Below are 23,955 nucleotides of genomic sequence, written 5' to 3'. Positions count from 1 at the left end.
GGCTATGTAGTTTGCAAACTCACTCAATAGTAACTTTCAGCGGCAGACTGTCGTTACCACTAAAAATCCGAACTCCAATTAACGAGAAAACGACAAAAACAATTTGCCACGCTCAGCAAAATTAACAAATTCGCCAAAGCTTGGCGCTGCCGGAGATAATAAAATCACCTGACCGGCTTTGGCGTGCTGATTTAACCAGGCCATACCAATAGCCATGTGATCAAAGTATTGAGCTTTACTCGCCAAAGCTGCGGGTAACTGTTTTAAGATGCGTTTACCTGTTTCACCCAACAATAGAATTTTGTTCAAATGATAGTTTTCGAGTGCGCTAATCAACTCAACATAACATTGGCTGCGCTCGGCACCACCCAAAATTAAATTGATCTCTTGGTTTTTATAACAGTCTAGTGCACATAAAGTAGAATCAGGTGTAGTGGATATGCTGTCGTTTACATACAAAACAGAATTTGTCCCCTGCACTTCCTGCAGTCTATGCTCTAACGCAGCAAAACCGTTTAACTTAGTTAAAACTTGTTGCCAATCAAATTTCAAGTAGTCAACTATAGCTAAACAAGCTGCTAAGTTTTTTAGGTTGTGTTGGCCTTTTAGTGAAAAGTTATGTGTTAGTTGTTCGTTCTTATAGTGGAGCTGATTATCTTTAATGTGGAATCCACATTCATCGGCAAACGCCAGCTTGCACACGCCACTTGATAGTTCGTCTAAAGCAAGATACTTAGCGGATAGGCTAGATTTTGCGTTATACACCACGGCATCTGCAAAACTATCGCGTGCCAGCCTAGTCTTATCTAAATAATATTGCTCAGCGGTTTGATGCCAAGGAACATGTTCTTGAAATAAATTCAGCAATAAAAAGATGTCTACTTGGCTATGTAAATCCGCCAGTTGGTAGGACGACAACTCTAAAATAGTCCAACTATTATCATCAGGTTTTACTTCTAAAATAGCCCGACCTAAATTGCCCGCAAGTTCGCTGTGCATACCTAATGCATTAAACAAATAATGCAGTAGACTTGCTGAAGTACTTTTACCTTTTGTACCAGTTACAACAATTGTTTTTGCTTGAGGGTATGCATCGAACCACATTTGGGTAGTTGAAGTAATAGTACTGCCCGCTTGCTTAAACAAATTTACTTCAGCTCGGTATAAGCTAATACCCGGACTTTTAACCACATAACTAAATTGCTGTTTGATTGCCTGTTGAATACCCGAGTCACCATATAAGTATTCAATACCATGTTGCTGAGCATAGTCGTGAGTGGTTTGCTCATATACATCAGTCAATAGGCTAAAATTGAGCTGCTTGTTGGCTAAATGAATGGCTGCACTTTTTCCTTCAACCCCAAAACCCCAAATTAGATATGTCTTCATCTTATCGTCCTAACTAAACAAAGCAGCCCAATGCGCTGGGATAAAATGCTCCTGGCGCAATGACATTAAGTCATTTTCGCTACGCTGTAATAAGCCTGCTCCGTAGTTTTTTACAACCTCGGGAGCAAGTTTTTTGACTATAGGCCAATCCTGCGAGTTAGCTTGCTGAGATAATATATAAATTGCTACTGCAGATTCCAGTTTTTCACCAACACATTCCCAAGGTTTTTCTGTGGTTAAACCAACAAGCGACTGGTAATCAGCTAAAAATTCAATATTTTTTAACGGGTTGCCAGCAAATATTTGCGACATTCTTTGCTCTGAAATACCGGCAACAGCAAACATTAAATGAACAAACTGGCATTTAGGGCAAGCCAAACACCAGCGCTGCTGTGATTTTTTCTCGCGTAACTTAAAAGCCTTATTACATGAGGTGAACACAGCGTCATATTTGTCCGTTTGGCAAAATTGTTTAACTATGCGCATTTCAGTTTGCTGACGCAATAAAGAAAAATATCGAAAAGGTACAGTTAATTCATTTGCCAATAACTGGCTAAAATCTCGCTCAAAAGCCGAAGATTTACTGTATTGGTGATTAACCTCAACCCCATTATGTACCACAGTTGCTTCACTAGCAGAGGCTTCATTACTAGTGACAACATAATCACAACCTAAAGCAATTGCGACAAAACTCGCAATAAAACTGATTATTGCAGTAATTGGCACATGGCCATTCAAGCCACCTTGCGCGTTTAACTCAAACAACTTTTCGTCTAATTGGCGTTTTACGGTAATTAAAGGCAAACCTGCTGCTTTTGCACAATCAATTATAGGTTTGGCCGGATTAACCGCAAAAAGAATAACTTCAACGTCTTGTTGTTTTAGTGCTTCTATCGAAACTAACGAATCTTTACCGCCACCAATAAGCACTAAAGCTTTATGGCGCTGCTCAGTCTTTGTTTGGCTCGGATTTACCGTGTCACCTTGTCTTTCCACTTCGCTACTGCTGTGGAATCGACATTTATCGGTTAAATCTAATCGATTACGGTAAGCAAATTCGGCTAAACCCATGCGGTACAACTGAGTAAAAAAGTCACTTGCGTTAGACGACAAGGATATTGAATTATGCTGTAGCTGCGCGTAGGGACTGAGCTTTAAATAACTAACACCTGCGACTATTAATAAATAGTTAAGTAGCTTGTCTAAGTCTGCGCTAATCGCTGGAAATTGATGCTGAGGAAAATCAAAACTTAAAGTTTCCACAAAATGATAGTTATCAGCGTGATAATTTAAAACAATTTGTTGTTGATGGGCTATATATTGGTAACTGTCGAATGAAAACTGCTGAAACAACAAAAGAATTATCCCACTGATTAAAATGAGATTATTTTAACCTATATTGGATATTTTGAAACTAGCGAACGAGATATTTAGGAAGTAAGTGATTTAAATCGGGAAGATATGTGAGGGTCGAACCATTTATCGAGCGTGCGCTCGTGTATTCGACCCCGCAAATCAACTTAATTAAGCGTTACAAACGTCTTTTAAGTTTTTACCAGCTTTGAAAGAAGGTACGTTAGCCGCTGCAATTTCAATAGGTTGACCAGTTGAAGGGTTACGACCAGTACGAGCTGCACGGTGTTTAACACTAAATGTACCAAAGCCAATTAGCTCAATACGGTTACCCGCTGCTAATTCTTCAGTAACAGTGTCCATTAATACGTTTAACGCTTTACCTGCTTGAGCTTGAGATAATTCAGCACCATCGGCGATTTTTTTAACGAGTTCCGATTTATTCATTATTATTCCTCAGTTATTAACATCTGATTTATTCGAGAGAGCCCAATCTATAAGACCTCAAAGCAAATTGCAATGGAATTTTTCACTAAAATTAAAATTAACTCGTTGCAATTGATGACATTAGGTCAGTTTCTTGGTTACACCAAGATCTTTGTCAAAAGGTTTTGCGCCTCTGCTTGCTGTTCAGCATCCCCTTTTTCAATTACTTCTTCTAGCGCAGTTTGCGCAGCTTCTATATCGTCAATTTCGATATAAGCTATGGCCAAATCTAACTTAGCTTGCATACCATTGGCATTTTCTGCATCAACATCTATGCTAGAAATATTTTCTTTTGCAATAAAATCGTCCAACCCAACATCATCTAAGGGTTTAGAATAAGGTTCATCTCCTTGCTCTTGGTTATCAAGCTCTTCTAATAAAGAGTCAACATCAACCCATTCGTCAGCATTGCTATCAAGCTCAGCAATGTCTTCAACTAAAACATCATCATCTGCAATTGGCTCTGCCGCCAATAAACTATCCATATCAAGTTCATTGTCAGTTGATGGCAGTTGCTCATTTTGCTCAATGGATAATTCATCTAGCAGTGCGTCAAAATCAGCATTTTCGAGATCTGCAAGTTCCTGCAGTGAAGTGTCGTCGCTAATATCTATTTCAGCATCTTGGTCTAAAACTAAATCATCTTCTGTTGGCTCAGCTTCAGCATCCAATAAAGCTTCAATGTCAAAGTCATCTTGTGCAGCTAAATCTATTTCTGAACTATCTTCTTCATCTAACAAGGAATCCCAATCTAATTCTTCAGCAACTTGAGGTTCGTCGTTTTCTTCCGCCAACTCAGTGAAGTCTTCAGCTAACAAGTTATCATCAATTTCTGGCGATAGTTCGTCTTCAACAGATAATGCCGCGTCTTCTTCGGTGAAATCGTCTGCAAGTAAATCATCATCTAATTCTAGTGATAACTCGTCATCAACTTCATCTAGCTGTGCATCTAGCTCAGGCTCTACATCGCTTGCAACTTCATCATCTAACGCTAGCTCTGCTTCTAAACCTGTGTCTAATTCATCTACAGATAACTCTGCATCTTCTTCGGTGAAATCTTCGGCAAGCAAATCATCATCTAATTCTAGTGATAACTCGTCGTCAACTTCATCTAACTGTGCATCTAGTTCAGGCTCGACATCAGTTGCAACTTCATCATCTAACGCTAGCTCTGCTTCTAAACCTGTGCCTGATTCATCTAAAGATAATTCTGCATCTTCTTCGGTGAAATCTTCAGCGAGTAAATCATCGTCGAGTTCAATTGATAACTCGTCATCAATTTCATCTGCTTGTGCTTCTAGTTCTGGCTCGACATCAGTTGCAACTTCATCGTCTAGTTCTAGCGATAACTCGCCATCAACTTCATCTTGTTGTGCTTCTAGTTCTGGCTCAACATCAGTTGCAACTTCTTCATCTAATGCTAGCTCTGCATCTAAATTTGTGTCTAAGTCATCTACAGCTAGTTCTACATCTTCTTCGGTGAAATCTTCAGCGAGTAAATCATCGTCTAATTCAACTGGTAACTCGTCATCTACTTCATCTGCTTGTGCTTCTGGTTCTGGCTCGACATCTGTTGCAACTTCATCATCTAACGCTAGATCTGCTTCTAAATCTGTGTCTAAGTCATCTACAGATGGTTCAGCGTCTTGTTCGGTGAAATCTTCAGCAAGTAAATCATCATCGAGTTCAATTGATAACTCATCGTCAACTTCATCATCTAACGCTAGCTCTGGTTCTAATTCATCTAAAGATAATTCTGCATCTTCTTCGGTGAAGTCGTCGGCAAGTAAATCATCATCAAGCTCAACTAAAAGCTCGTCGTCAACTTCATCTGCTTGTTCTTCTAGCTCTGCCTCTACGTCGATTGCAACTTCATCTAGTTGCTGTGTAGCTTCTTCACCAACAAAGTCACTATCCAGAGATAAATCTTCGGCGTGTTTTTCTTCGGCGGAAATTTGTTCTTGTTCAGCAGTTGCTAAATCATCTTCAGCGACGTCATCCAACAAACCATCAATATCTAACGTTTCTTCGCTAATATCCTCTTGCTCTGAAGTTGCTATATCATCTTCAGCAACTTCATCCAACAAGCCATCAATATCTAATTCTTCTTCGCTAGTATCGTCTTGCTCAGAAGTTGCTATATCATTCTCAGCAACTTCATCCAACAAACCATCAATATCTAATTCTTCTTCGCGAGTATCGTCTTGCTCTGAAGTTGCTAGATCATTCTCAGCAACTTCATCCAACATGCCATCAATATCTAGTTCTTCTTCGCTAGCATCATCTTGCTCTGCAACTGTATCGTTGTTAGCCACTTCGTCGAGCAAAGCGTCAGCATCCAGTTCATCAATCTCTTGCTCTTGTGTTTCATCAAGCAGCGCGTCAATATCAATGTCATCGTCGGCTAAATCAGAGGTTTCATGCTGTAACGCGTCATTAGCTTCATCTACGGCTTGGCTTTGTTGATTATCACTAACAGGTTCGTTTTTACTTAACAATGCATCAATGTCTATATCATCATCGTCAGCTATATCTTGCGCTGGCTCTGATTCGGCTTCAACATCATCAATCAAGTCTTCATCTTCAGCCAACATAGAATCCAAATCGACATCTTCACTTATTTCGGATTCGTCGATAGGTTTGTTATTTGCCATGTCTTGTTCTAACAAGGCATCAAGATCGTCTAAGTCATCATTGTCGAGCAAATCATCTTCTGCAGCCTGTTCATCAGTCTCAGGAAGATCATCTTGCGCACTTTCTAATAACGCATCTATGTCTTCATCCGCTACATCAGCTTGCGCTTCAGCGGCTTGGTTTTGACTATCTTCTAATAAAGCATCTATATCTTCAGCGGCTAAGTCACCACCAGCGTCTATATCGTCGGCTTGATTTCCAGCTAATAAGGCATCGATATCGTCGACATCTACTACTGAGTCATCTGAGTTATTTTGTTCAAGCAATGAATCTATATCATCAGCATCCACCAAGGAGTCGTCTGTGTCTGAATCAACCGAATCAAATAGTGAATCTAAATCATCTTGTGATAGCTCGTCAGACTCTAGTGCCTCACTTTCTGATAAATCATCACCTAAATCTGCACTCGCTTCTTCTAACAAGGCATCAATATCATCCGCAGCGAGATCGTCATCACCTATAATATCGTCTAAAGATTGATCTAGTAGATCATCAGCCAATTCATCATCTAATGCACTGTCAGGTACATCTAATAAATCGTCGTCATCTTCTTCGAAAATTAAGTCGTCACTTTCTGTATCTTCATCAAGCGGTGGCAACAAATCATCGTCATCATCTAAACGAATTTCTTCTGAGGATAAATCAGGTGCTAACGGAGCAACCGGTGCGGCTGGCGTTGGTGCTTGTGGCGCTAGATTAAAATCATCTTCTGGCGCAAATTGTTGGCTAGATTGAGCTTGAGCAGGCGCTTCAGCCGTTTTTTCTTCTGAGCGATTTTTCGCTTTAAACCACCAAACTATCCCACCAATAATCAACAAAGCAGGTAAACACGCAAGAAGTATCATGTACACAATACTATTCGACACAGCCTCGACAAATTTTGTCCAGCCGCTTCTATTCGCTTCTTCTATCTCTTTGCGTTGCTGATCCAATAACTCAGTTTGTTGTGTCAGCATTTGTTCCATTTGCTGTTGTAAAACACTACCTTGTCCAACTTGTTGTTTTAACGACACCACTTCTTCATTAACATTGGTCAAGCGATTTTTTAACCGCTCGTTCTCTTCAAGCAAGGCTTGAATATTTTCTAATGAAGCGGCGAATTGTTCTCTTAATACACCATACGACTCTAACTGTGCTTGTTGCAGCTCAGAAATCTTGTCTTGCAGTTTGTTTGCGGCATTTTCTAAATCTGCTTGTTTGGCGGTTTCTTGCCGTTTTTTCTCTTCAGGATTGGTTTTCGCGGCAACATAACGCCTTTGTTTTTCTGCCCAAATTTCGTCATCTAGATCTGACTTGTTTTTTGCTGCGGTTTTATTAACTTTGCGAATAGCAGATAAGGTGGGTAAATTAAGCACGGCACCATTGCGCATGCTATTTAGATTGTTATCAACAAATGCGTCAGGATTTGCTTGATAAATAGCAACCATAACTTGATAAGTAGATAAGCTAGGATCTGGTTTGTGTTCAGTGGAAATTTGCCAAAGTGTATCGCTGGAGCGAATCGGCCCATAAGTTAAGCCAGATAATCCATCATCGTTTTCTTTGTCACCTCGAATACGCATTTCAGCATGCGCGTCATTGCTTACACCCACTTGGAGTAAACTGACCGGAGCTGCCGTTGCCAACAAGCATAATGTTGTTAATCCGAGATTTTTTAACCAGCGCATTCTGTTAATGTCCTACCCTTTGGCGTTTTTTTGACGCATTTTTATAGTTTTAAGCAATCCTTGTTCCATCAATGGATTTTCGAATCGTTTTTATTCACCTTTTATTAAACTGGTATTAAAACCAAGGTTTGTAAAGGTTGGATACAAAGTGTCATCACAGTATATTTTCAACGATGTTAGTTCGCGTCTAATTGAATAGTTACGACGTAAACTGTCAAAACTATCCGGTGATTTAGCTAACCCTAAGCGGAAATCAACATCATCGTTACGAATATCATAGACCAAATTCATCAAAGCTCTAAATTGGCGCTGACTTAATTGGTATTTTTCGGTTAAAACCATATGGTCTACTGCCATTGCTGGTAATAAATCTTGTAGTTTTATTTCAACCGGTAGTTCCAACCTTTGACATAAAATTTGATACAAAATTTCAGTACCGCGAGCTTTACCTTCTAAACTGTGCCCTGCAATATGTGGCGTGCCAAATTCTAATAAAGGCAACAATGCCATTTCTATTTCAGGTTCGTTTTCAAATACGTCTAACACAACACGCAAGTCATGTCCTGCAGTTAGCACTTCTACTAAATCTGCATTATTAATAACTTCACCACGACATGCATTAATTAAAATGGTTTCTGGTTTTAGTTTTAATAATGTTTGTTTATCAAACATATGGTGTGTCGTATGTTTGCCCGACTTAACATAAGGCACGTGGCAAGTGATAAAGTCACAGGCTAACACATCAGCAAAACTCGCACTGGTAAAAGCGCTCTCAAGCTCAGCTCGTACTGGGTCAAACTGAACAACTTCACAACCTAAAGCGGCAAAACGCTTAGTTAAGCGTTTGCCAATTTGTCCAACACCAACAATAGCAATTTTTTTATCTTTTAATGCAAAACCATACTTATTGGCTAAGTTCAAACCACTACTGATAACATAATCAGCTACCGCATCGGCATTACAGCCAGCGGCTGGCGCCCACTCTATATTACGCTCAGCGAGGTAATCTGCATCTATATGGTTATAACCCGCAGTAGCAGTACCAACAAATTTCAGTTTAGTACATTTGTATAATAAAGCTTCATTTACTTTGGTGGTTGAACGGGTTAATAAATAATCGGCGTCTTTGATGTCATCTGCAGTAACAGTTCTGCCAGAAAAACGCGTTATTTTGCCAAGACCGGCAAAAAATTCTTCAGCGTATAATAAGGAATCTTCGATAAAAAAATGCGGTTGAGTTGTCATGTTGCACCTGAGGTTTACACCTTAAGCACTATATGTATATAGGCTTAAGGCGTAATTACTGAGTTTGATTTATTGGTCGAAACGCTTGAATACTAAAGTAGCGTTGGTGCCACCAAATCCAAAGCTGTTAGACATAACCGTATTTAATTTTTGCTCACGGGTTGTCATTACTACGTCTAAACCTTCAGCTTTCTCATCTAAAGTTTCAATATTGATCGAAGGTGCAATAAAGTCATTTTCTAACATTAATAACGAATAAATTGCTTCGTGCACACCAGCTGCACCTAAAGAATGGCCTGACATGGCTTTAGTTGCACTAATTGCTGGTTTGTATTCGCTAAATACAGCTTGAATGGCTTCTAATTCTTTAACATCACCAACAGGCGTAGAAGTACCATGAGTATTAACGTACTCAATTTGTCCGTCTACCGTTGCCATTGCTTGTTGCATACAACGAATCGCACCTTCACCAGATGGAGCCACCATATCGTAGCCATCAGAAGTTGCGCCATAACCAACAATTTCAGCGTAAATTTTTGCACCACGTGCTAATGCGTGTTCAAGCTCTTCAACAACTAAAATACCGCCACCACCAGCGATAACAAAACCATCACGGTCTGCGTCGTATGTGCGAGAGGCTTTGTCTGGTGTATCGTTATACTTAGTTGAAAGTGCCCCCATACCGTCAAATAAACACGCAAGGGTCCAGTCTAATTCTTCACTACCACCAGCAAAAACAACATCTTGTTTGCCTAATTGAATTTGTTCCCATGCGTGACCAATACAGTGAGCAGAAGTTGCACAGGCTGAACTCATTGAGTAGTTAACACCTTTAATTTTAAATGGTGTTGCTAAACACGCTGATGCGGTTGAGCCCATAGTTTTAGTCACCATATATGGACCAACACGACGAACACCTTTTTCACGCATTGTATCGGCAGCAGCTACTTGGTTAGCCGAAGATGCACCACCTGAGCCAACAATTAAACCTGTGCGTGGGTTTGAAACTTGGTCTTCTGTTAAACCTGAATCAGCAATCGCTTGTGCCATAGCGATATAAGCATAACCAGCGGCATCACCCATAAATCTTAATTGTTTTCTATCGATATGCTCTGATAAGTCGATATCAACCTTACCCCAGACCTGACTACGCATGTTAACGTCAGCAAATTGTTGAGAGTGTGTAATACCCGAACGGCCAGTTTTAAGTGAATCTGTCACTTCTTGTGCATTATTTCCGATACTTGAAACTATGCCTAGGCCTGTAATCACAGCTCTTTTCATATTAATCCTCTCATTTGTAGTCGCACCTTTGTGCATGCTTACCATGTAATTCTTTTATCAAAGTTCGTATTATACCCAAGCTACCCTAAGATGCTAGATTTCGACAAGAGATAAAAAGCATTTAGAATAGGCCTATTTATGGGTAAAATGCGATGTTTGACCTTCTTTGAGCGCAGCAACTTGACTAAAATTACCCCCGCCCAGATAGAATTTAGACAAAATGGTACGCCTGTATCACAAAGTTTTGATGACATTTATTTTTCACAAGAAGATGGTTTAACTGAATCAATTGAAGTTTTTCAACAAGGCAACCAGCTATTTGAACGCTGGCAAACCTGTGAAAAATCAGTTTTTACCATAGCGGAAACTGGCTTTGGTACGGGTTTAAATTTTTTAGCGCTGTGCCAAAGCTTTAGTCAATTTGTTGCACAAAATCCAACACATAAATTAAAACGGCTGCATTTTATTTCGTTTGAAAAGTTCCCTTTAACAAAAGCGGCACTGCAACAAGCATTAGCGAGCTGGCCAAGTTTGCATACTTGGTCACAAGCGCTAATTGAAAATTATCCTTACTTAATTGCAGGCCCACACAGAATTTTGTTGAATGAAAATATTCAACTCGACTTGTGGTTAGGTGATGTGCAAGACAGCTTGCAACAAATGCAAGATCACAAATTATACCAAGTGAAAAAACCGCCCTACTTTGGCGAACAAGCCGAGCGCAAAAAAATTGGCCAAGGTTTTGTTGATGCTTGGTTTTTAGATGGCTTTGCCCCAAGCAAAAACCCAGATATGTGGCAACAAAGTTTATTTGAGCATATGGCACGGTTATCAAGCAACAATGGCTCCTTTTCAACTTTTACCGCCGCAGGTTTTGTCCGTCGAGGCTTAATATCAGCTGGGTTTGACGTAAAAAAAGTCGCTGGTTTTGGCCGTAAACGAGAACGCATTCAAGGACAACTAACACAAAAAAATCAGCTTAATCCACCCAGCCGACAAGCGGTTGCTGTTATTGGTGGTGGTATAGCCGCAATTTGCACAGCACTACAACTCGTCAAACGAGATGTACCTGTCGATTTATATTTTGAAAAAGCGGCCAACGGCGCTTCTGGTAATCAACAAGGTGCCATTTATCCACTATTGCAAAACGAGCATAACAACTTAATTGAAATTTACATCAAGGGTTTTTATTTCGCGAAACAGTTTTATCAAAACTATTTAAATCTATTCGACTTTCCGCTGCAATGGTGCGGTGTTGCTCAACTTAATTTTTCCAAGATTATTGCTGAGCGTCAGCAGGCTATAACGAATAATCCCTATTTTCCAACTGATTTAGTCAGAGCTGTCAGTGCTGAAGAATTATCCAAACTTGCAGGCATTAAACTTGACGTTGATGGTATGTATTATCCGAGCGGTGGTTGGATGAGTCCAAAATTATTTGTCCAAGCAGCCATTGAATATTTAACTGAGCATAACCAATGCCGCGTCTACCCACAGCATAAATTGCTCGATTTAACCTACAGTGGTGAGCATCCAAGTTGGCAACTTAATTTTTTATGCGCTGATAAGTCAGCAACAACTAATAGCTATACTAAGGTGGTTTTAGCAACTGGCCATCAGCTTGAGCAATTTGCGGTAACCGAACATGTTGTTATTGAAGCGCTGCGAGGACAAGTAAGCCATTTAACCGCAACCGCTGAAATGGCAAAACTTAAAACGGTTTTGTGCCATAAAGGTTACTTAACGCCGAACTGGCAAGGTGAATATTGTATTGGTGCAACTTTTAGTCGAGATTTGAATCTAACGTCAAATATCTCGAGTGACAATCTAACAAATGTACAGCAACAACAACATTTTTTACCAAACCAAGCTGACAGTTTTGCCGTACAACATATAGTGAGTGAAAGAGCTGCTATTCGAGCAGCCAGCTTAGATCATATACCTTTAATGGGTGAAGTGCTTTCAACCACTGAACTTAAATATTGTCATGCGAAAAAACATAGGCAAAGACCTGAAGAATTGACCGCAGAACAGCAATATAAAGGATTGTATTTGTTATCTGGTTTAGGCTCTAGGGGATTAACAACCGCGCCTTTGTTGGCAGAAACACTTGCTGCGACAATAAACAATGAGGGGTTGCCATTGTCGCACAAGATGTTCGAGGCGCTTAATCCAAACCGTTTTTTTTATAGAGGGATAAATCGCGGTTTGGTATAACTAGTTCTATGGGTATGTGAACTTAAACCTTGTATCGGTAGACGATCAGCAAACTTGAGTGGAATTTTTAAAATTATGCAACAAGATGACGATTGGGATTTGTTTAACCAAGAAATGGGTGACATAAAACCGCTTAAACAAGATAAAGTGTTGGTGAATACAACCAACAAAAAAGCGCTTGACCCACAAGCAATGGCTGAGCATTTATACAAATTAAAACAACAGCAAAAAATTGAGCAATTAGGTTTAACCACTGGCTATGTTGAACCCATAGACCCATATGACCCACTCGATTATAAAAAAGATGGTGTGCAAGATGGCGTTTATAAAAATTTACGCCAAGCAAAATATTCAGTAACCAACAGGCTAGATTTACGCCAACTATCGGTAGAACAAGCACGTGTAGTTTTGTTTGAATTTATCCAACAAAGCCAGGATGACAATCATAGATGTTTATTGATACAACACGGTTTAGGTTTAAATAATCAACCTCATCCAGCTGTGATAAAAAGCTATTTGAACAATTGGTTAGAGTGTTTTGAACAGGTACTTGCTTATCATAGTGCACCAAAAAATTTAGGTGGTTTGTCTGCAACCCTTGTATTGTTGAAAAAATCTGACGAGAAAAAGCGCGAAACCAAAGAGCATATTCAGAAACGATTAGGCTAATTGATTTTTTCGATTAGCTTTTAGATTAACTGACGCTAGACTTGATATAATTTTATCTAACCCCATTTTGTAAAAAATCATCACTGATTGAGCTACCCTGCTCGTCAGCTTATATAAGAATTTGGAGAATAATCATGAGTGACGCAAGACATTGCCGACTACTAATTTTAGGATCTGGCCCTGCAGGTTATACAGCCGCGGTTTATGCAGCACGTGCTAACTTAAATCCAGTATTAATTACCGGCATGCAACAAGGTGGTCAGTTAACCACAACAACTGAAGTTGAAAACTGGCCTGGTGATGCACATGACTTAACAGGTCCTGCGTTAATGGAGCGTATGCAAGCACACGCTGAGCGTTTTGAAACTGAAATTTTATTCGACCATATTCACACAGTCGATTTTTCAAAAAAACCTTATACCTTAGAAGGTGATTCAGGTCAGTACACTTGTGATGCATTAATTATCTGTACTGGTGCTTCTGCTAAATATTTAGGTTTACCATCTGAAGAAGCGTTCCAAGGTCGTGGCGTATCTGCTTGTGCAACTTGTGATGGTTTCTTCTACAGAAACCAAAAAGTCGTGGTTGTTGGTGGTGGTAACACTGCTGTAGAAGAAGCCTTGTACCTTTCTAACATAGCGTCTGAAGTACATTTAATTCACCGTCGTGATACCTTCAAATCTGAGAAAATTTTGATCGACCGCTTAATGGATAAAGCACAAAACGGTAACATCACTTTACACCTAGACAGAACTTTAGACGAAGTATTAGGTGATGACATGGGTGTAACTGGTGTACGTATTAAAGACACCAAATCAGACGGGACTGAAGAATTAGAAGTTGCAGGTGTGTTTATCGCAATTGGCCACAAGCCAAATACCGACATTTTTGCTGGTCAGTTAGAAATGAAAGATGGCTACATAGTGATTAATTCTGGCTTAAACGGTAATGCAACTTCGACTAGCGTTGAAGGTGTTTTTGCAGCCGGTGATGTATGTGACCACATTTATCGTCAAGCAATTACTAGTGCCGGTACTGGCTGTATGGCAGCATTAGATGCTGAGCGTTATTTAGACGCACAAAAATAGTTGTGTAGTTATATTATACTAACCAACTCAAAATAGAATTGCAGAGCGCTGCAATTCTATTATCTTCTGAGTTTACTCAAGCCTGGAGGTGCCAAATAGCCCTATATCAACTCGACCCCCAGCATATCTATTTTCCACCCGCTCAATTAGCACTCGAATCACCCAATGGTTTATTAGCTATAGGTGGTGAGCTCAAGCCGGCTTGGTTATTAAAAGCCTACAAAAACGGTATATTTCCTTGGTTTAATCCGGGTGAGCCAATATTGTGGTGGAGTCCAGATCCGCGTGGTGTTATCCGGCCTAATCAAATTCAAGCAAACAAAAGCCTACGTAAATATTTAAAAAAATCTGGCTTTAGCTACAGCGTCAATCGAGCTTTTTCTCAAGTTATTCAAAACTGCGCTACACTTAGACAAAAGACCGATGGCACTTGGATCACCAATGAAATGATCCAAGCTTATATCGAGCTACATCAACAAGGTCACGCCCACTCAATTGAAGTTTGGCAAAACCAGCAGCTTGTCGGTGGCCTATATGGTATCAATATTGGTGGATTGTTTTGTGGAGAATCTATGTTTCATTTAGTTTCTAACGCATCAAAAGCAGCTTTTAATTGTTTGGGGCAAGTTTGCCAACAATTGAATATTCAATTAATTGACTGTCAAATGGTCAACCCCCATCTCGAAACTTTAGGGGTTTATGAAATGTCTAGAAACGAGTTTTTGACTGAGTTAAGCAATTTAGCACAACAAACCATTTCAGCAGATGCTTGGATAGCTAGAGAGCTGATTTATGAGCCATAATATTCCAATTCAATTTGGTATTTCACAAGAATTTGCTTGTGACTATCTCCCGAATGAAACTGAACGTTTATTGGTTGCGCTCGACAATATAGTTTATACCCCTGAAAATTACGAAAAGCTTATGGCACTTGGTTTTCGCCGCAGTGGTTATCAAGTGTACCGCCCACATTGTCAGCACTGCCAAGCCTGCCAATCAATCCGCATAGACAGCCAAGAATTTAAACCGAGCAAAAGCCAAAAACGTCTGCTGAATAAAAACCAAGATATCCAAGCGCGTATCGTTTATAAAGTAACAGACACAGATTTTTATTATCCGCTTTACCAAAAATATATCGAACATAAACACGCCGACGGTAGCATGTATCCACCTTCCATCGAACAGTTTAATAGTTTTGTAAAAGCAGCTTGGCTCAACATAGGTTTTTTAGAATTGTCAGTAAATGACAGTTTAATTGCTGTATCAGTTATTGATGCGCTACCGAACAGTTTTTCTGCTGTTTATACATTTTATGATCCACTTTTGGCAAACCGCTCGTTAGGCACGTATGCCATATTACAATTGCTTGAGTTAGCGCGAATGTCGCAGCGCCAATATGTTTATTTAGGTTATCAAGTGGATGGCTGCAATAAAATGAACTACAAATCGCGTTTTTATCCGCACCAAAGATTACAAGCAGGACATTGGCTAACGCTAGATAAAGAAGAAGCTAGCTCAACAACGAGCTAGCTTAAATCTACACACCAATTAGTTGTTAGCCGCAGCTTCTGACTCTGTTGGCGACAATGGGTGAGAAACTAAACGAATATTATCAAAATACGCTTCGGTTCCTTCCGCTGGTGCACCTTGATAACTTAATTCAAATTGATCAACTCTAATTTCCGTACCTGTGCTTGATTTAAACTGTGCAAATACAGTTATTGATGTATTTGCTCCAGAATTAAAACTAATTTGATCTTTATAGAAACTATCATCACCTTTTGTAGTGCCCGCAGATTTAAGTGCAGAATAAATTGACTCTTTACTTGCAAGCCAATCAGTTGTTACTGTGATATCCGCATTAGTAGAGGCACCAAAGACAATTGACGAATCATCATTTGATTGTTTGTATAAATTATAAATCGACATTGTATAGTCTGTGTTTGCTAACACAGTAATGGTTTGTGCAATATACGGATTATGCGGCGTGCCTGTATCCGCACCTGAATTCCAGACAAACTTGATTGACCCATCCGCGCCGCCAGCTGAATTGCTCGAATCTTGCACTTGACCAATACCAGTGCCCTCAACCACAGTCCAGCCTGTTTGTTTATCATCAAAGTTTGCATTAACTATAGGCGCTTTGCTGCTAACAAAATCGTCAACGGCAGCAGTGATCACAGCGGTAGTTGCATTGGCAGAGTTAAAACTAACAGATTGAAAGCCATATGAGCTTGAGTTGGTTTCAGCTGCATAAGTTTGTCCGTCAACCGTTACAGCAAGCTTAGCAGCGCCTTTCATAAAAGCTGATAGTGTATAGTTAGTATTTGCTGCTACTGTGACAGTTTGACTAACATTCGCTGAATTGCTCGTTACCTTCAAGCTATTGCCACGAGAAAATACTTCATCATCCGCAGTCGTAATAACCGCACCGTTATTAGTCCAACCAGTGAAATCACCGCTATCAAAGTCATGATTCGCAATAGCGACTTTCTCAACATATACTTTACCAGGTGTCGGACGATAATTTTTTGGGCCAACGTCTGCCGGGGTCAGCGGCGCTAATAAGATGGTTTGATCTAATGCTTCATCAGCACCAGAAGTCGTAACACTAGAACGAGTTTGCCCGTCCATATCAATAGCAGGCGAGGTAAAACTACCAAGATTAACCACAGCGGCAGTTAAACTTGGGCTGTTGACTGTCGGGCGATATAAACCATCATTTCCTTTAGCCAATTCAGCATTCAACATAGCAAAACCTGTTACCGAAGTTAAACTATCCTGATCTGAAAACTTTTGCCCACGAATATAGTTGCCATCAAAAGTAGAGCCTGCAGGCATACTTTCGCCATTAGTGCGAATAACAGGTCCAATTGCATCCGCAATTACATTATTTACAAAATAAATATCTTTAGGCGCTTGGTTATTATTGCCACCAGCTAGGTTCAAACTATTCACACTATCAACAATAGTATTGTATGCAACTAATACGTTTTCGACATTTTGATAACCATTTTCAGTGTCACCCGAACCATCACCTGTTGTTAACACTATGCCGCCGTTCCAGTTAGAACTTTGAAAACGAGCACCTTCGATATAATTATTGGTTACTACATGGCCATCATCGACCAAACGTATACCGCCGGAAAACGGATTGTCATCACCAAAAATAAAATTATTGCTGATTGTCGCTTCAGCACCATGGCGGGTCACAATAGAGCCATTACTGTCACGCACTGTGTTGTTGCGAATAATATTATTGGCCGACTTGTTCGAGATAATTTCAGCTTCACCTTGAATACGTTCAAAATAATTGTATTCGACTATAGTATGAGAAGGTGCTGAATGTGTGGTACTTAAACCTAAACGAATGCCTTCGTATTCATTGTCACTGCTACCTGCGTATGCTTGTCCAAATGCAGGTGGTCTATCGGCAAAATAGTTGTGATCGATTTGTCCATAGTCAGCAGGAAAGCCGTTAGTTGCAAAGTCGTCTTCGGATGTCCAACGAGGGAATACCATTAGAGCGCCGCGAGATTCTTTACCAGAAAACCAACTGTGATCAACTCGATTATGGTGACCGTAAAACTCGACCCATTTTGAGCTACTGTAGTCTCCTCCGTCCATATCAATAATAGAAACTTCAGTCACTCGGCAATAACTGCACTCTGTTTCTTTCTCAAATTTAATAATTGAACTGCCTGATTCACCATCTCGAAAAACCAACCCTTGTAATACTATGTATTCACCACCTAAACGAGCTGAAATTTCTCCACCGGTAATGATGGCTTTTCCAGGATTTTCAGCTGCAACTGTGATAGGTTGTTCTTTAGTACCAACACCTTCGACACGTAATTCAAAATCTCCTGTATAAGTTCCATCGGCTAAACATAATGTATCACCAGCAACTAAATCTTCAGCAGCATCTTCCAGCGCAGAAATTGAATTAACCACTTGGGTACAATTGACCGTAGGCACAGTATCGTCAGCTGATACTGGCGTTGTGTCTACAACGACCGGATCTACGCCCGTAATTGTGATGACTAAATCAGCAGTGGTGCCGTCAATCGAACTAACAGTTATAGTGTCTGTCAACATATCACTGGCTGACGCTAACGCAGCAACCGCACTATCCGTTGTATTCAACTCATAAGTCCACTCACCTTCTGAGTTGATAGAAAAAGTACCGTATGTAGTTACCACATCATTTTGCGGGATAGCCGCTTCCTCAGAATCATCGTCTGAATCATGAATATATATTTCACCTTCCACTGCAGTTGCAGCATTATTAGCAATGGTTTTTGCCAAACCTGAAATTGATGCAGCTGTATTGGTGCTATCGTCGTTATCTTCATTGTCAGACGTATCAAAGTCGACACAGGCAGTCAAAGACATAAGCAACGCCGCTGTTATTAACTTTATTTTCATTAGAATGTCCTTTGTTAGTTTTTGTATGCATGATTTATCTAGACCAAATTATCAACATCTCAAGTTTGATCAAAACAAAAATACAACAAAGGTAAAACAAAATAAACAATTAATGACTTACATAAAAGAAAAATAAAACCAATTTAATTGTCAGACAACATTGAGTTTGATGATTTAATAAAATGGCAAGTCAAAAGTAATTGCGCTAAGAAAATTAAAACAGCCAATATTAATGGAGAAAAAATCAGCTAAAACTTTACATACGGGGCGGCTTAGGGCATGATCTGCGCGATTTTTTTGAACGAGCTAAATTTCCGAGGTTTTTAACTGAATGGCTAAAGAAGATTGCATTGAAATGCAAGGTACGGTTTTAGATACCTTACCTAACACTATGTTTCGAGTAGAACTAGAAAACGGACATGTGGTAACTGCCCACATCTCTGGCAAAATGCGTAAAAACTATATTCGTATTTTAACTGGCGACAAAGTAACTGTTGAAATGACTCCATACGATCTTTCAAAAGGCCGCATCGTTTTCCGTCAACGTTAATTCTACTTCTGTAGCTCAGTTCGGTGCCTCACTGACTTTCATCTAGTGAGGCACATGAATGCTTCTACTCACTGGTTAATGAGTTTCAGCTAAGTCTTTTTCACTTTCAAATTGAAATGCTAACTCATCACCATTAACAGTAATAGTCACAGCACCACCTTTGCTTAAGGCACCAAACAAGAGTTCGTTTGCCAAAGGCTTTTTCAAATGCTCCTGAATAACACGCGCCATTGGTCGTGCGCCCATAGCTTTATCATAACCTTTAGTTGCTAACCACTCTCTCGCGTCACTTTGTAAATTAAGTGCCACACCTTTTTTATCCAACAAGCTTTCAAGCTCTGCGATAAATTTATCCACCACTTGCACAATAATTTCTGGCGATAAGTGATCAAACCAGATAGTGCTGTCTAAACGGTTTCTAAACTCAGGCGTAAAGGTACGGTTGATTTCATTCATCGCATCTGTGCTGTAATCCTGTTGGTTAAAGCCAATAGACTTACGAGTTGTTTCTTGCACACCCGCGTTAGTGGTCATAACAAAAACCACGTTTCTGAAATCTGCTTTACGGCCATTGTTGTCGGTTAAAGTACCGTGATCCATAACCTGCAACAGAATATTAAATACATCCGGATGCGCTTTTTCTATTTCATCCAACAACACAACTGAATGCGGATGTTTGATAACTTGGTCAGTTAACAAACCACCTTGCTCATAACCTACATACCCAGGAGGCGCACCAATTAATCGCGATACCGCATGTCTTTCCATATATTCTGACATGTCAATACGGATTAATTCGATACCCATAGCTTTTGCTAATTGCTGAGTCACCTCAGTTTTACCAACACCTGTGGGGCCTGCAAATAAAAAGCTACCTATTGGTTTAGTTTCGTCACGTAACCCACTACGCGATAAGCGTATAGCTGCGGTTAAGGTTTCTATCGCTTGGTTTTGACCAAACACTACCATTTTTAAATTGCGCTCTAGGTTCTGTAACACAGCTTTGTCTGAAGACGACACTGATTTTTCTGGAATACGCGCTATTTTCGAAATGATATGCTCAATGTCGCTAACATTGATGGTTTTTTTGCGTTTGCTAACAGGCAACAATCTTTGGTTTGCGCCAGCTTCATCAATAATATCTATCGCTTTATCAGGTAAACGACGTTCATTGATGTATTTGGCAGATAACTCAACAGCGGCTCTTACCGCTTTGTTGGTATAACGCACACCATGATGCTCTTCATAACGCGATTTTAATCCCAACAAAATTTTGGTTGTGTCATCAATTGATGGTTCAACTACATCGATTTTTTGGAAACGGCGTACTAAAGCTCTGTCTTTTTCAAAAATACCTTGGAATTCTTGATAGGTTGTCGAGCCAATGCATTTAATTTTACCACCTGACAATAGTGGTTTGAGCAAGTTCGACGCATCCAATACCCCACCAGAAGCCGCACCCGCGCCTATAATGGTATGAATTTCATCAATGAATAGGATGGCCTGCTCATCTTTTTCTAGCTCTTTTAACAGTGATTTAAAGCGCTTTTCAAAATCACCTCTGTATTTAGTTCCTGCCAACAAGCCACCCATATCTAACGAGTAAATAGTCGCTTGTTCGATAACTTCTGGTACTTCACCGTTAACAATTCGATAAGCTAAACCTTCTGCAATCGCAGTTTTACCAACACCAGCTTCACCAACCAATAATGGGTTGTTTTTACGGCGACGACACAATACTTGAATTGTTCGTTCAAGCTCTTGATCACGACCGATAAGCGGGTCGATTTTGCCAGCTTCAGCTTCTTTGTTCAGGTTGGTCGAAAATGAGCGTAAAACACTACCAGTTTCAACTGAATCATTGCTTTCTTCTGCTTCAATAGAGGGTGGTTCGGCAGAGTCTTCCCCTTCGGTTTTTTTAATACCATGAGAAATATAATTGACCACGTCTAAACGAGATACATCTGCTTTTTTCAGCAAGTAGACGGCTTGAGATTCTTGTTCGCTAAAAATAGCGACTAATACATTCGCGCCTGTAACTTCAGATTTACCAGAAGACTGCACATGAAAAACCGCACGTTGCAATACTCGCTGAAAGCCCAAAGTTGGTTGGGTTTCACGCTCTGCATCGTCTTCAGGAATAACAGGAGTGGTTTCTTGAATAAAGTTATTAAGATCTTGCTCTATTTGCTCAATCTGCGCACCACAAGCAACCAAAGCGTCGCGTGCAGCCGGATTGTTTAACAGTGCCAGTAATAAGTGCTCAACCGTCATAAACTCATGGCGGTGTTCTCTGGCGTCACGAAAGGCTTCATTCAAGGTTGTTTCTAAATCTTTATTTAGCATAAGGTACTCCACAGGCTAACAGTATTTGCTTTTGCGTCCTTACCATTACGCTTGTTCCATAGTGCACATTAGTGGGTGCTGATGTTCACGAGCATATTGATTGACTTGCGCGACTTTAGTTTCTGCAATTTCAAAGGTGAATGTACCGCACACACCTTTGCCCTCGTAATGAATCGTCAACATTATTTGATTGGCTTTTTCTAAGTCCATTCGAAAAAACTTAGTTAATACTTCGACCACAAAATCCATAGGTGTATAGTCATCATTATTGAGTATCACTTTGTACATTGGCGGTGGCTTAACCGCTTTCCGTACTGCTTCTTGTAATTCTCCTTGGTTTGGATCTTTTGTATTAGTAAATTTACTCATAACTCAAATATAGCTCGCGTTTTACCGAATGCATAACGATTTTCTCTTAAAGTTGAAATATACACTTTTTTTCAAATTTTGTTCTAATTTAACTTGACTGATTGCATAATTTATCTACAGTTTGATATGTAGTCGTTAAACTGAATTTCAAGTGGTATCAGAAAACGGCTGTTTAAGACGATTTTTAATTATCGACCCTGTTCAAGATTCAGAAGGAATTAGTAGTATGGCTACAGGTAAAGTGAAATGGTTCAACAACGCTAAAGGTTTTGGGTTCATCGTACCAGAAGGTAAAGATGATGACGTTTTTGCTCATTATTCAACAATCAGCATGGACGGTTACCGCACGCTTAAAGCAGGCCAAGAAGTTGAGTTTGAACTTGAAGAAGGTCCTAAAGGTCTTCACGCTACCAATATCAAAATCTCTGATATGGTTAAGTAACCCTTAGGTTAATCAGCTTTCTGATTTACTTGAAAAAGCAGCTTAAGCTGCTTTTTTTATATCTAATTTTCAAGTAAAGAAAGAATGGCATCGAGCGACAGTGTGATGCCATTGAGCTTTCAACTAAGGCGCAGGCCAACCATAAGGAATTGTGGGTACATTAATTCCCCTAGCAGCTAAACCTTGTGGCACAGTGTGACTGCTATCCGTTGGACTCCATAAATCATTGTTAAACGACAAGGCTGGATCTTCCTCTGCAATATCAGCTAAAGTGCCGCTGGCATCAATATCAAAAACAAATGTTCCCAACCCATCGTAATCACAACTGCTAGTTGGTGCATATTCAATATTGGCCCTGTGATCTGTGCCAACATAAACATGATTTGACTCATCAAATTCAAACGCTTGTCTTTGAGTTGCAGTTATCAAGGTATGATCTGCGCCTGGTGCAGCCCAATTACAAATAAAGCCTTCTATCCAGCCATTAGTATTGTCCATTTGGTCGCCATAACCGAAATGACCTTCACCATTAGCTAGGTCAGGATCGTTTATGCCAACCAATAATATACGGCTATTTGAATCACCCACGCCAGCTTGCCATGCATAAGCGTAATCGCCTTCAATTGTTACCACATCAAACTCAGCGCCAAAAATACTGAAGTTTTCACTCCAGCCGTCCGAGTTAGCAGTTGAATCGTATTTGTTGCTAGGGTCCACCAAACCATCTGCGTCAAACGAGCCTACAACTGAGTGACCACAAAGAGTCGCGGCTCTAGCTTGTAACGACATATCATCGCCATCACGGACGTAAGATAATGAGCCAGCAAGCGTACGCTCGTTTTGTTGGCAATTGCCGCCAGGAAGTTGAATACCCGCAATCGTTTCATCACCTTCCACCAAATACTGTAAGTTGCCTTCATATACATCAAAATCAGCAGTTGGTTCGTGGGTCATTTGCAGCCAAATCGAATAGTCTTGCCCGTCTACTGTGTAATCCAAATCAACTGTATATAGCCAGATGCCACTTGCATTACTAATAGTCGCATCGTTAAAACTGACATCCATTATGCCTTGATTGTCCATCGCAACTGTTAAGTCTAGTGTTTCACCGTCTTCTGGTAAGTCTTCGCCCTCACTATTGGCGACCGAGACTAAACTCGCTAAGGTCATAAGAGCCATACGCGAACGCGCTTGCACACCTCGCATTAAACTATTGGTTTGCGCAACAACACAAGCCTGGCCAAACTGATTTTCAACTTGCCAAATGCCTAAATCGCCCCCAGGTAAAGTTCCATCTTGCATATCTACAGAAGTCGCGTCAGGATGGCCTTGATAGCTGACTTGCGGGCCAAAGCAGTCTGCGCGTCCACCAGTACGATAAAATGAATCAATCGTAAATTCATCGCGCAAGGGTGTCACTCCGTTTAAAACTCGGCCAATACGCTGAGTAGCCCATAAATAATGTGGAACTGTACCACCACCGCGTTTCGCCGTACCACTCACTTGGCTTTCATCAGTTTCATCTTCAAAAGGTGACGCAACCATTAATCCCGTAGGAAAGACTTTCTCGCCTTGTTTATCAACTTGGCCACCCGAACCAGCATCAGCATTTTCATCATCAACTTTGATATCAACAGAGCAGCCGACGGTAAACAAACTAGCGGCAATTAGTGAAAGTTTAAATTTATGAATCATCTAGTTGTCCTTAATAAGTTTTTAATTGTTAGT

At 40.2% G+C, this 23,955-nt stretch carries 17 protein-coding genes; 7 read left to right on the top strand and 10 right to left on the bottom strand.

Features of this window, described 5'->3' with window-relative positions; genetic code table 11:
- Window positions 1–78 precede the first annotated feature (78 nt).
- The 6 genes from murD to fabB form a co-directional block, all read right to left on the bottom strand.
- The gene (murD, locus tag ACMZOO_RS15040; protein ID WP_440904143.1) at window positions 79–1,389 is read right to left on the bottom strand and encodes a UDP-N-acetylmuramoyl-L-alanine--D-glutamate ligase; all 1,311 of its coding nucleotides are present in this window, start codon (window positions 1,387–1,389) and stop codon (window positions 79–81) included.
- 9 nt (window positions 1,390–1,398) lie between these two features.
- Window positions 1,399–2,745 (bottom strand): hypothetical protein, encoded by a 1,347-nt coding sequence (locus tag ACMZOO_RS15035; RefSeq protein ID WP_440904142.1) that lies wholly within the window; start codon window positions 2,743–2,745, stop codon window positions 1,399–1,401.
- A 168-nt stretch (window positions 2,746–2,913) separates the two neighbouring features.
- A complete protein-coding gene (locus tag ACMZOO_RS15030) occupies window positions 2,914–3,189 on the bottom strand; it encodes an HU family DNA-binding protein (RefSeq protein ID WP_440904141.1) in 276 nt (91 codons plus the stop codon).
- Window positions 3,190–3,326: 137 nt separating this feature from the next.
- Window positions 3,327–7,589: a FimV/HubP family polar landmark protein gene (locus tag ACMZOO_RS15025; RefSeq protein WP_440904140.1), complete on the bottom strand. Its 4,263-nt coding sequence runs from the start codon at window positions 7,587–7,589 to the stop codon at window positions 3,327–3,329.
- Window positions 7,590–7,679: 90 nt separating this feature from the next.
- Window positions 7,680–8,834: a 4-phosphoerythronate dehydrogenase gene (locus ACMZOO_RS15020; RefSeq protein WP_440904139.1), complete on the bottom strand. Its 1,155-nt coding sequence runs from the start codon at window positions 8,832–8,834 to the stop codon at window positions 7,680–7,682.
- A gap of 69 nt (window positions 8,835–8,903) precedes the next feature.
- Window positions 8,904–10,118, bottom strand: a complete 1,215-nt coding sequence (gene fabB, locus ACMZOO_RS15015; RefSeq protein ID WP_440904138.1) for a beta-ketoacyl-ACP synthase I — start codon at window positions 10,116–10,118, stop codon at window positions 8,904–8,906.
- A gap of 138 nt (window positions 10,119–10,256) precedes the next feature.
- Here fabB and mnmC point away from each other — a divergent pair, with 138 nt between their 5' ends.
- The 5 genes from mnmC (at window position 10,257) to ACMZOO_RS14990 (ending at window position 15,622) form a co-directional block, all read left to right on the top strand.
- Window positions 10,257–12,335: an FAD-dependent 5-carboxymethylaminomethyl-2-thiouridine(34) oxidoreductase MnmC gene (gene mnmC / locus ACMZOO_RS15010; RefSeq protein ID WP_440904137.1), complete on the top strand. Its 2,079-nt coding sequence runs from the start codon at window positions 10,257–10,259 to the stop codon at window positions 12,333–12,335.
- 75 nt (window positions 12,336–12,410) lie between these two features.
- Entirely contained in the window at window positions 12,411–13,004 is a 594-nt protein-coding gene (gene smrA / locus ACMZOO_RS15005) for a DNA endonuclease SmrA (RefSeq protein ID WP_440904136.1), read from the top strand.
- 134 nt (window positions 13,005–13,138) lie between these two features.
- Entirely contained in the window at window positions 13,139–14,092 is a 954-nt protein-coding gene (trxB, locus tag ACMZOO_RS15000) for a thioredoxin-disulfide reductase (RefSeq protein WP_440904135.1), read from the top strand.
- A 95-nt stretch (window positions 14,093–14,187) separates the two neighbouring features.
- Window positions 14,188–14,895: a leucyl/phenylalanyl-tRNA--protein transferase gene (gene aat / locus ACMZOO_RS14995; RefSeq protein ID WP_440906309.1), complete on the top strand. Its 708-nt coding sequence runs from the start codon at window positions 14,188–14,190 to the stop codon at window positions 14,893–14,895.
- The gene (locus tag ACMZOO_RS14990; protein ID WP_440904134.1) at window positions 14,885–15,622 is read left to right on the top strand and encodes an arginyltransferase; all 738 of its coding nucleotides are present in this window, start codon (window positions 14,885–14,887) and stop codon (window positions 15,620–15,622) included. The genes aat and ACMZOO_RS14990 overlap by 11 nt, the downstream gene beginning before the upstream one ends.
- An 18-nt stretch (window positions 15,623–15,640) precedes the next feature.
- On the opposite strand, the gene ACMZOO_RS14985 is transcribed toward ACMZOO_RS14990, so the two are convergent.
- Entirely contained in the window at window positions 15,641–18,520 is a 2,880-nt protein-coding gene (locus ACMZOO_RS14985) for a chondroitinase-B domain-containing protein (RefSeq protein ID WP_440904133.1), read from the bottom strand.
- 331 nt (window positions 18,521–18,851) lie between these two features.
- Here ACMZOO_RS14985 and infA point away from each other — a divergent pair, with 331 nt between their 5' ends.
- Window positions 18,852–19,070 carry a translation initiation factor IF-1 gene (gene infA, locus ACMZOO_RS14980; protein WP_016955625.1) on the top strand — a complete coding sequence of 73 codons (219 nt, stop codon included), beginning with the start codon at window positions 18,852–18,854 and terminating at the stop codon, window positions 19,068–19,070.
- Window positions 19,071–19,145: 75 nt separating this feature from the next.
- Here the strand turns inward: infA and clpA are convergent, their stop codons facing one another.
- A complete protein-coding gene (gene clpA / locus ACMZOO_RS14975; RefSeq protein ID WP_440904132.1) occupies window positions 19,146–21,416 on the bottom strand; it encodes an ATP-dependent Clp protease ATP-binding subunit ClpA in 2,271 nt (756 codons plus the stop codon).
- A 45-nt stretch (window positions 21,417–21,461) separates the two neighbouring features.
- Window positions 21,462–21,785, bottom strand: a complete 324-nt coding sequence (clpS, locus tag ACMZOO_RS14970) for an ATP-dependent Clp protease adapter ClpS (protein WP_440904131.1) — start codon at window positions 21,783–21,785, stop codon at window positions 21,462–21,464.
- A 226-nt stretch (window positions 21,786–22,011) separates the two neighbouring features.
- Between clpS and cspD the strand changes: the two genes are divergently transcribed.
- Window positions 22,012–22,227, top strand: coding sequence for a cold shock domain-containing protein CspD (gene cspD, locus ACMZOO_RS14965; RefSeq protein ID WP_016955622.1), 216 nt, complete (start codon window positions 22,012–22,014; stop codon window positions 22,225–22,227).
- Window positions 22,228–22,350: 123 nt separating this feature from the next.
- Here cspD and ACMZOO_RS14960 read toward each other — a convergent pair whose 3' ends face one another.
- The gene (locus ACMZOO_RS14960; protein ID WP_440904130.1) at window positions 22,351–23,922 is read right to left on the bottom strand and encodes a hypothetical protein; all 1,572 of its coding nucleotides are present in this window, start codon (window positions 23,920–23,922) and stop codon (window positions 22,351–22,353) included.
- Window positions 23,923–23,955 lie beyond the last annotated feature (33 nt).

It is taken from the genome of Catenovulum sp. SX2, assembly GCF_052056295.1.
In the GTDB taxonomy this organism is placed as follows: Bacteria; Pseudomonadota; Gammaproteobacteria; order Enterobacterales; family Alteromonadaceae; genus Catenovulum.
The sequence above is the reverse complement of the archived record's forward strand: the minus strand, read 5'-3'. Positions and strand labels throughout refer to the sequence as shown.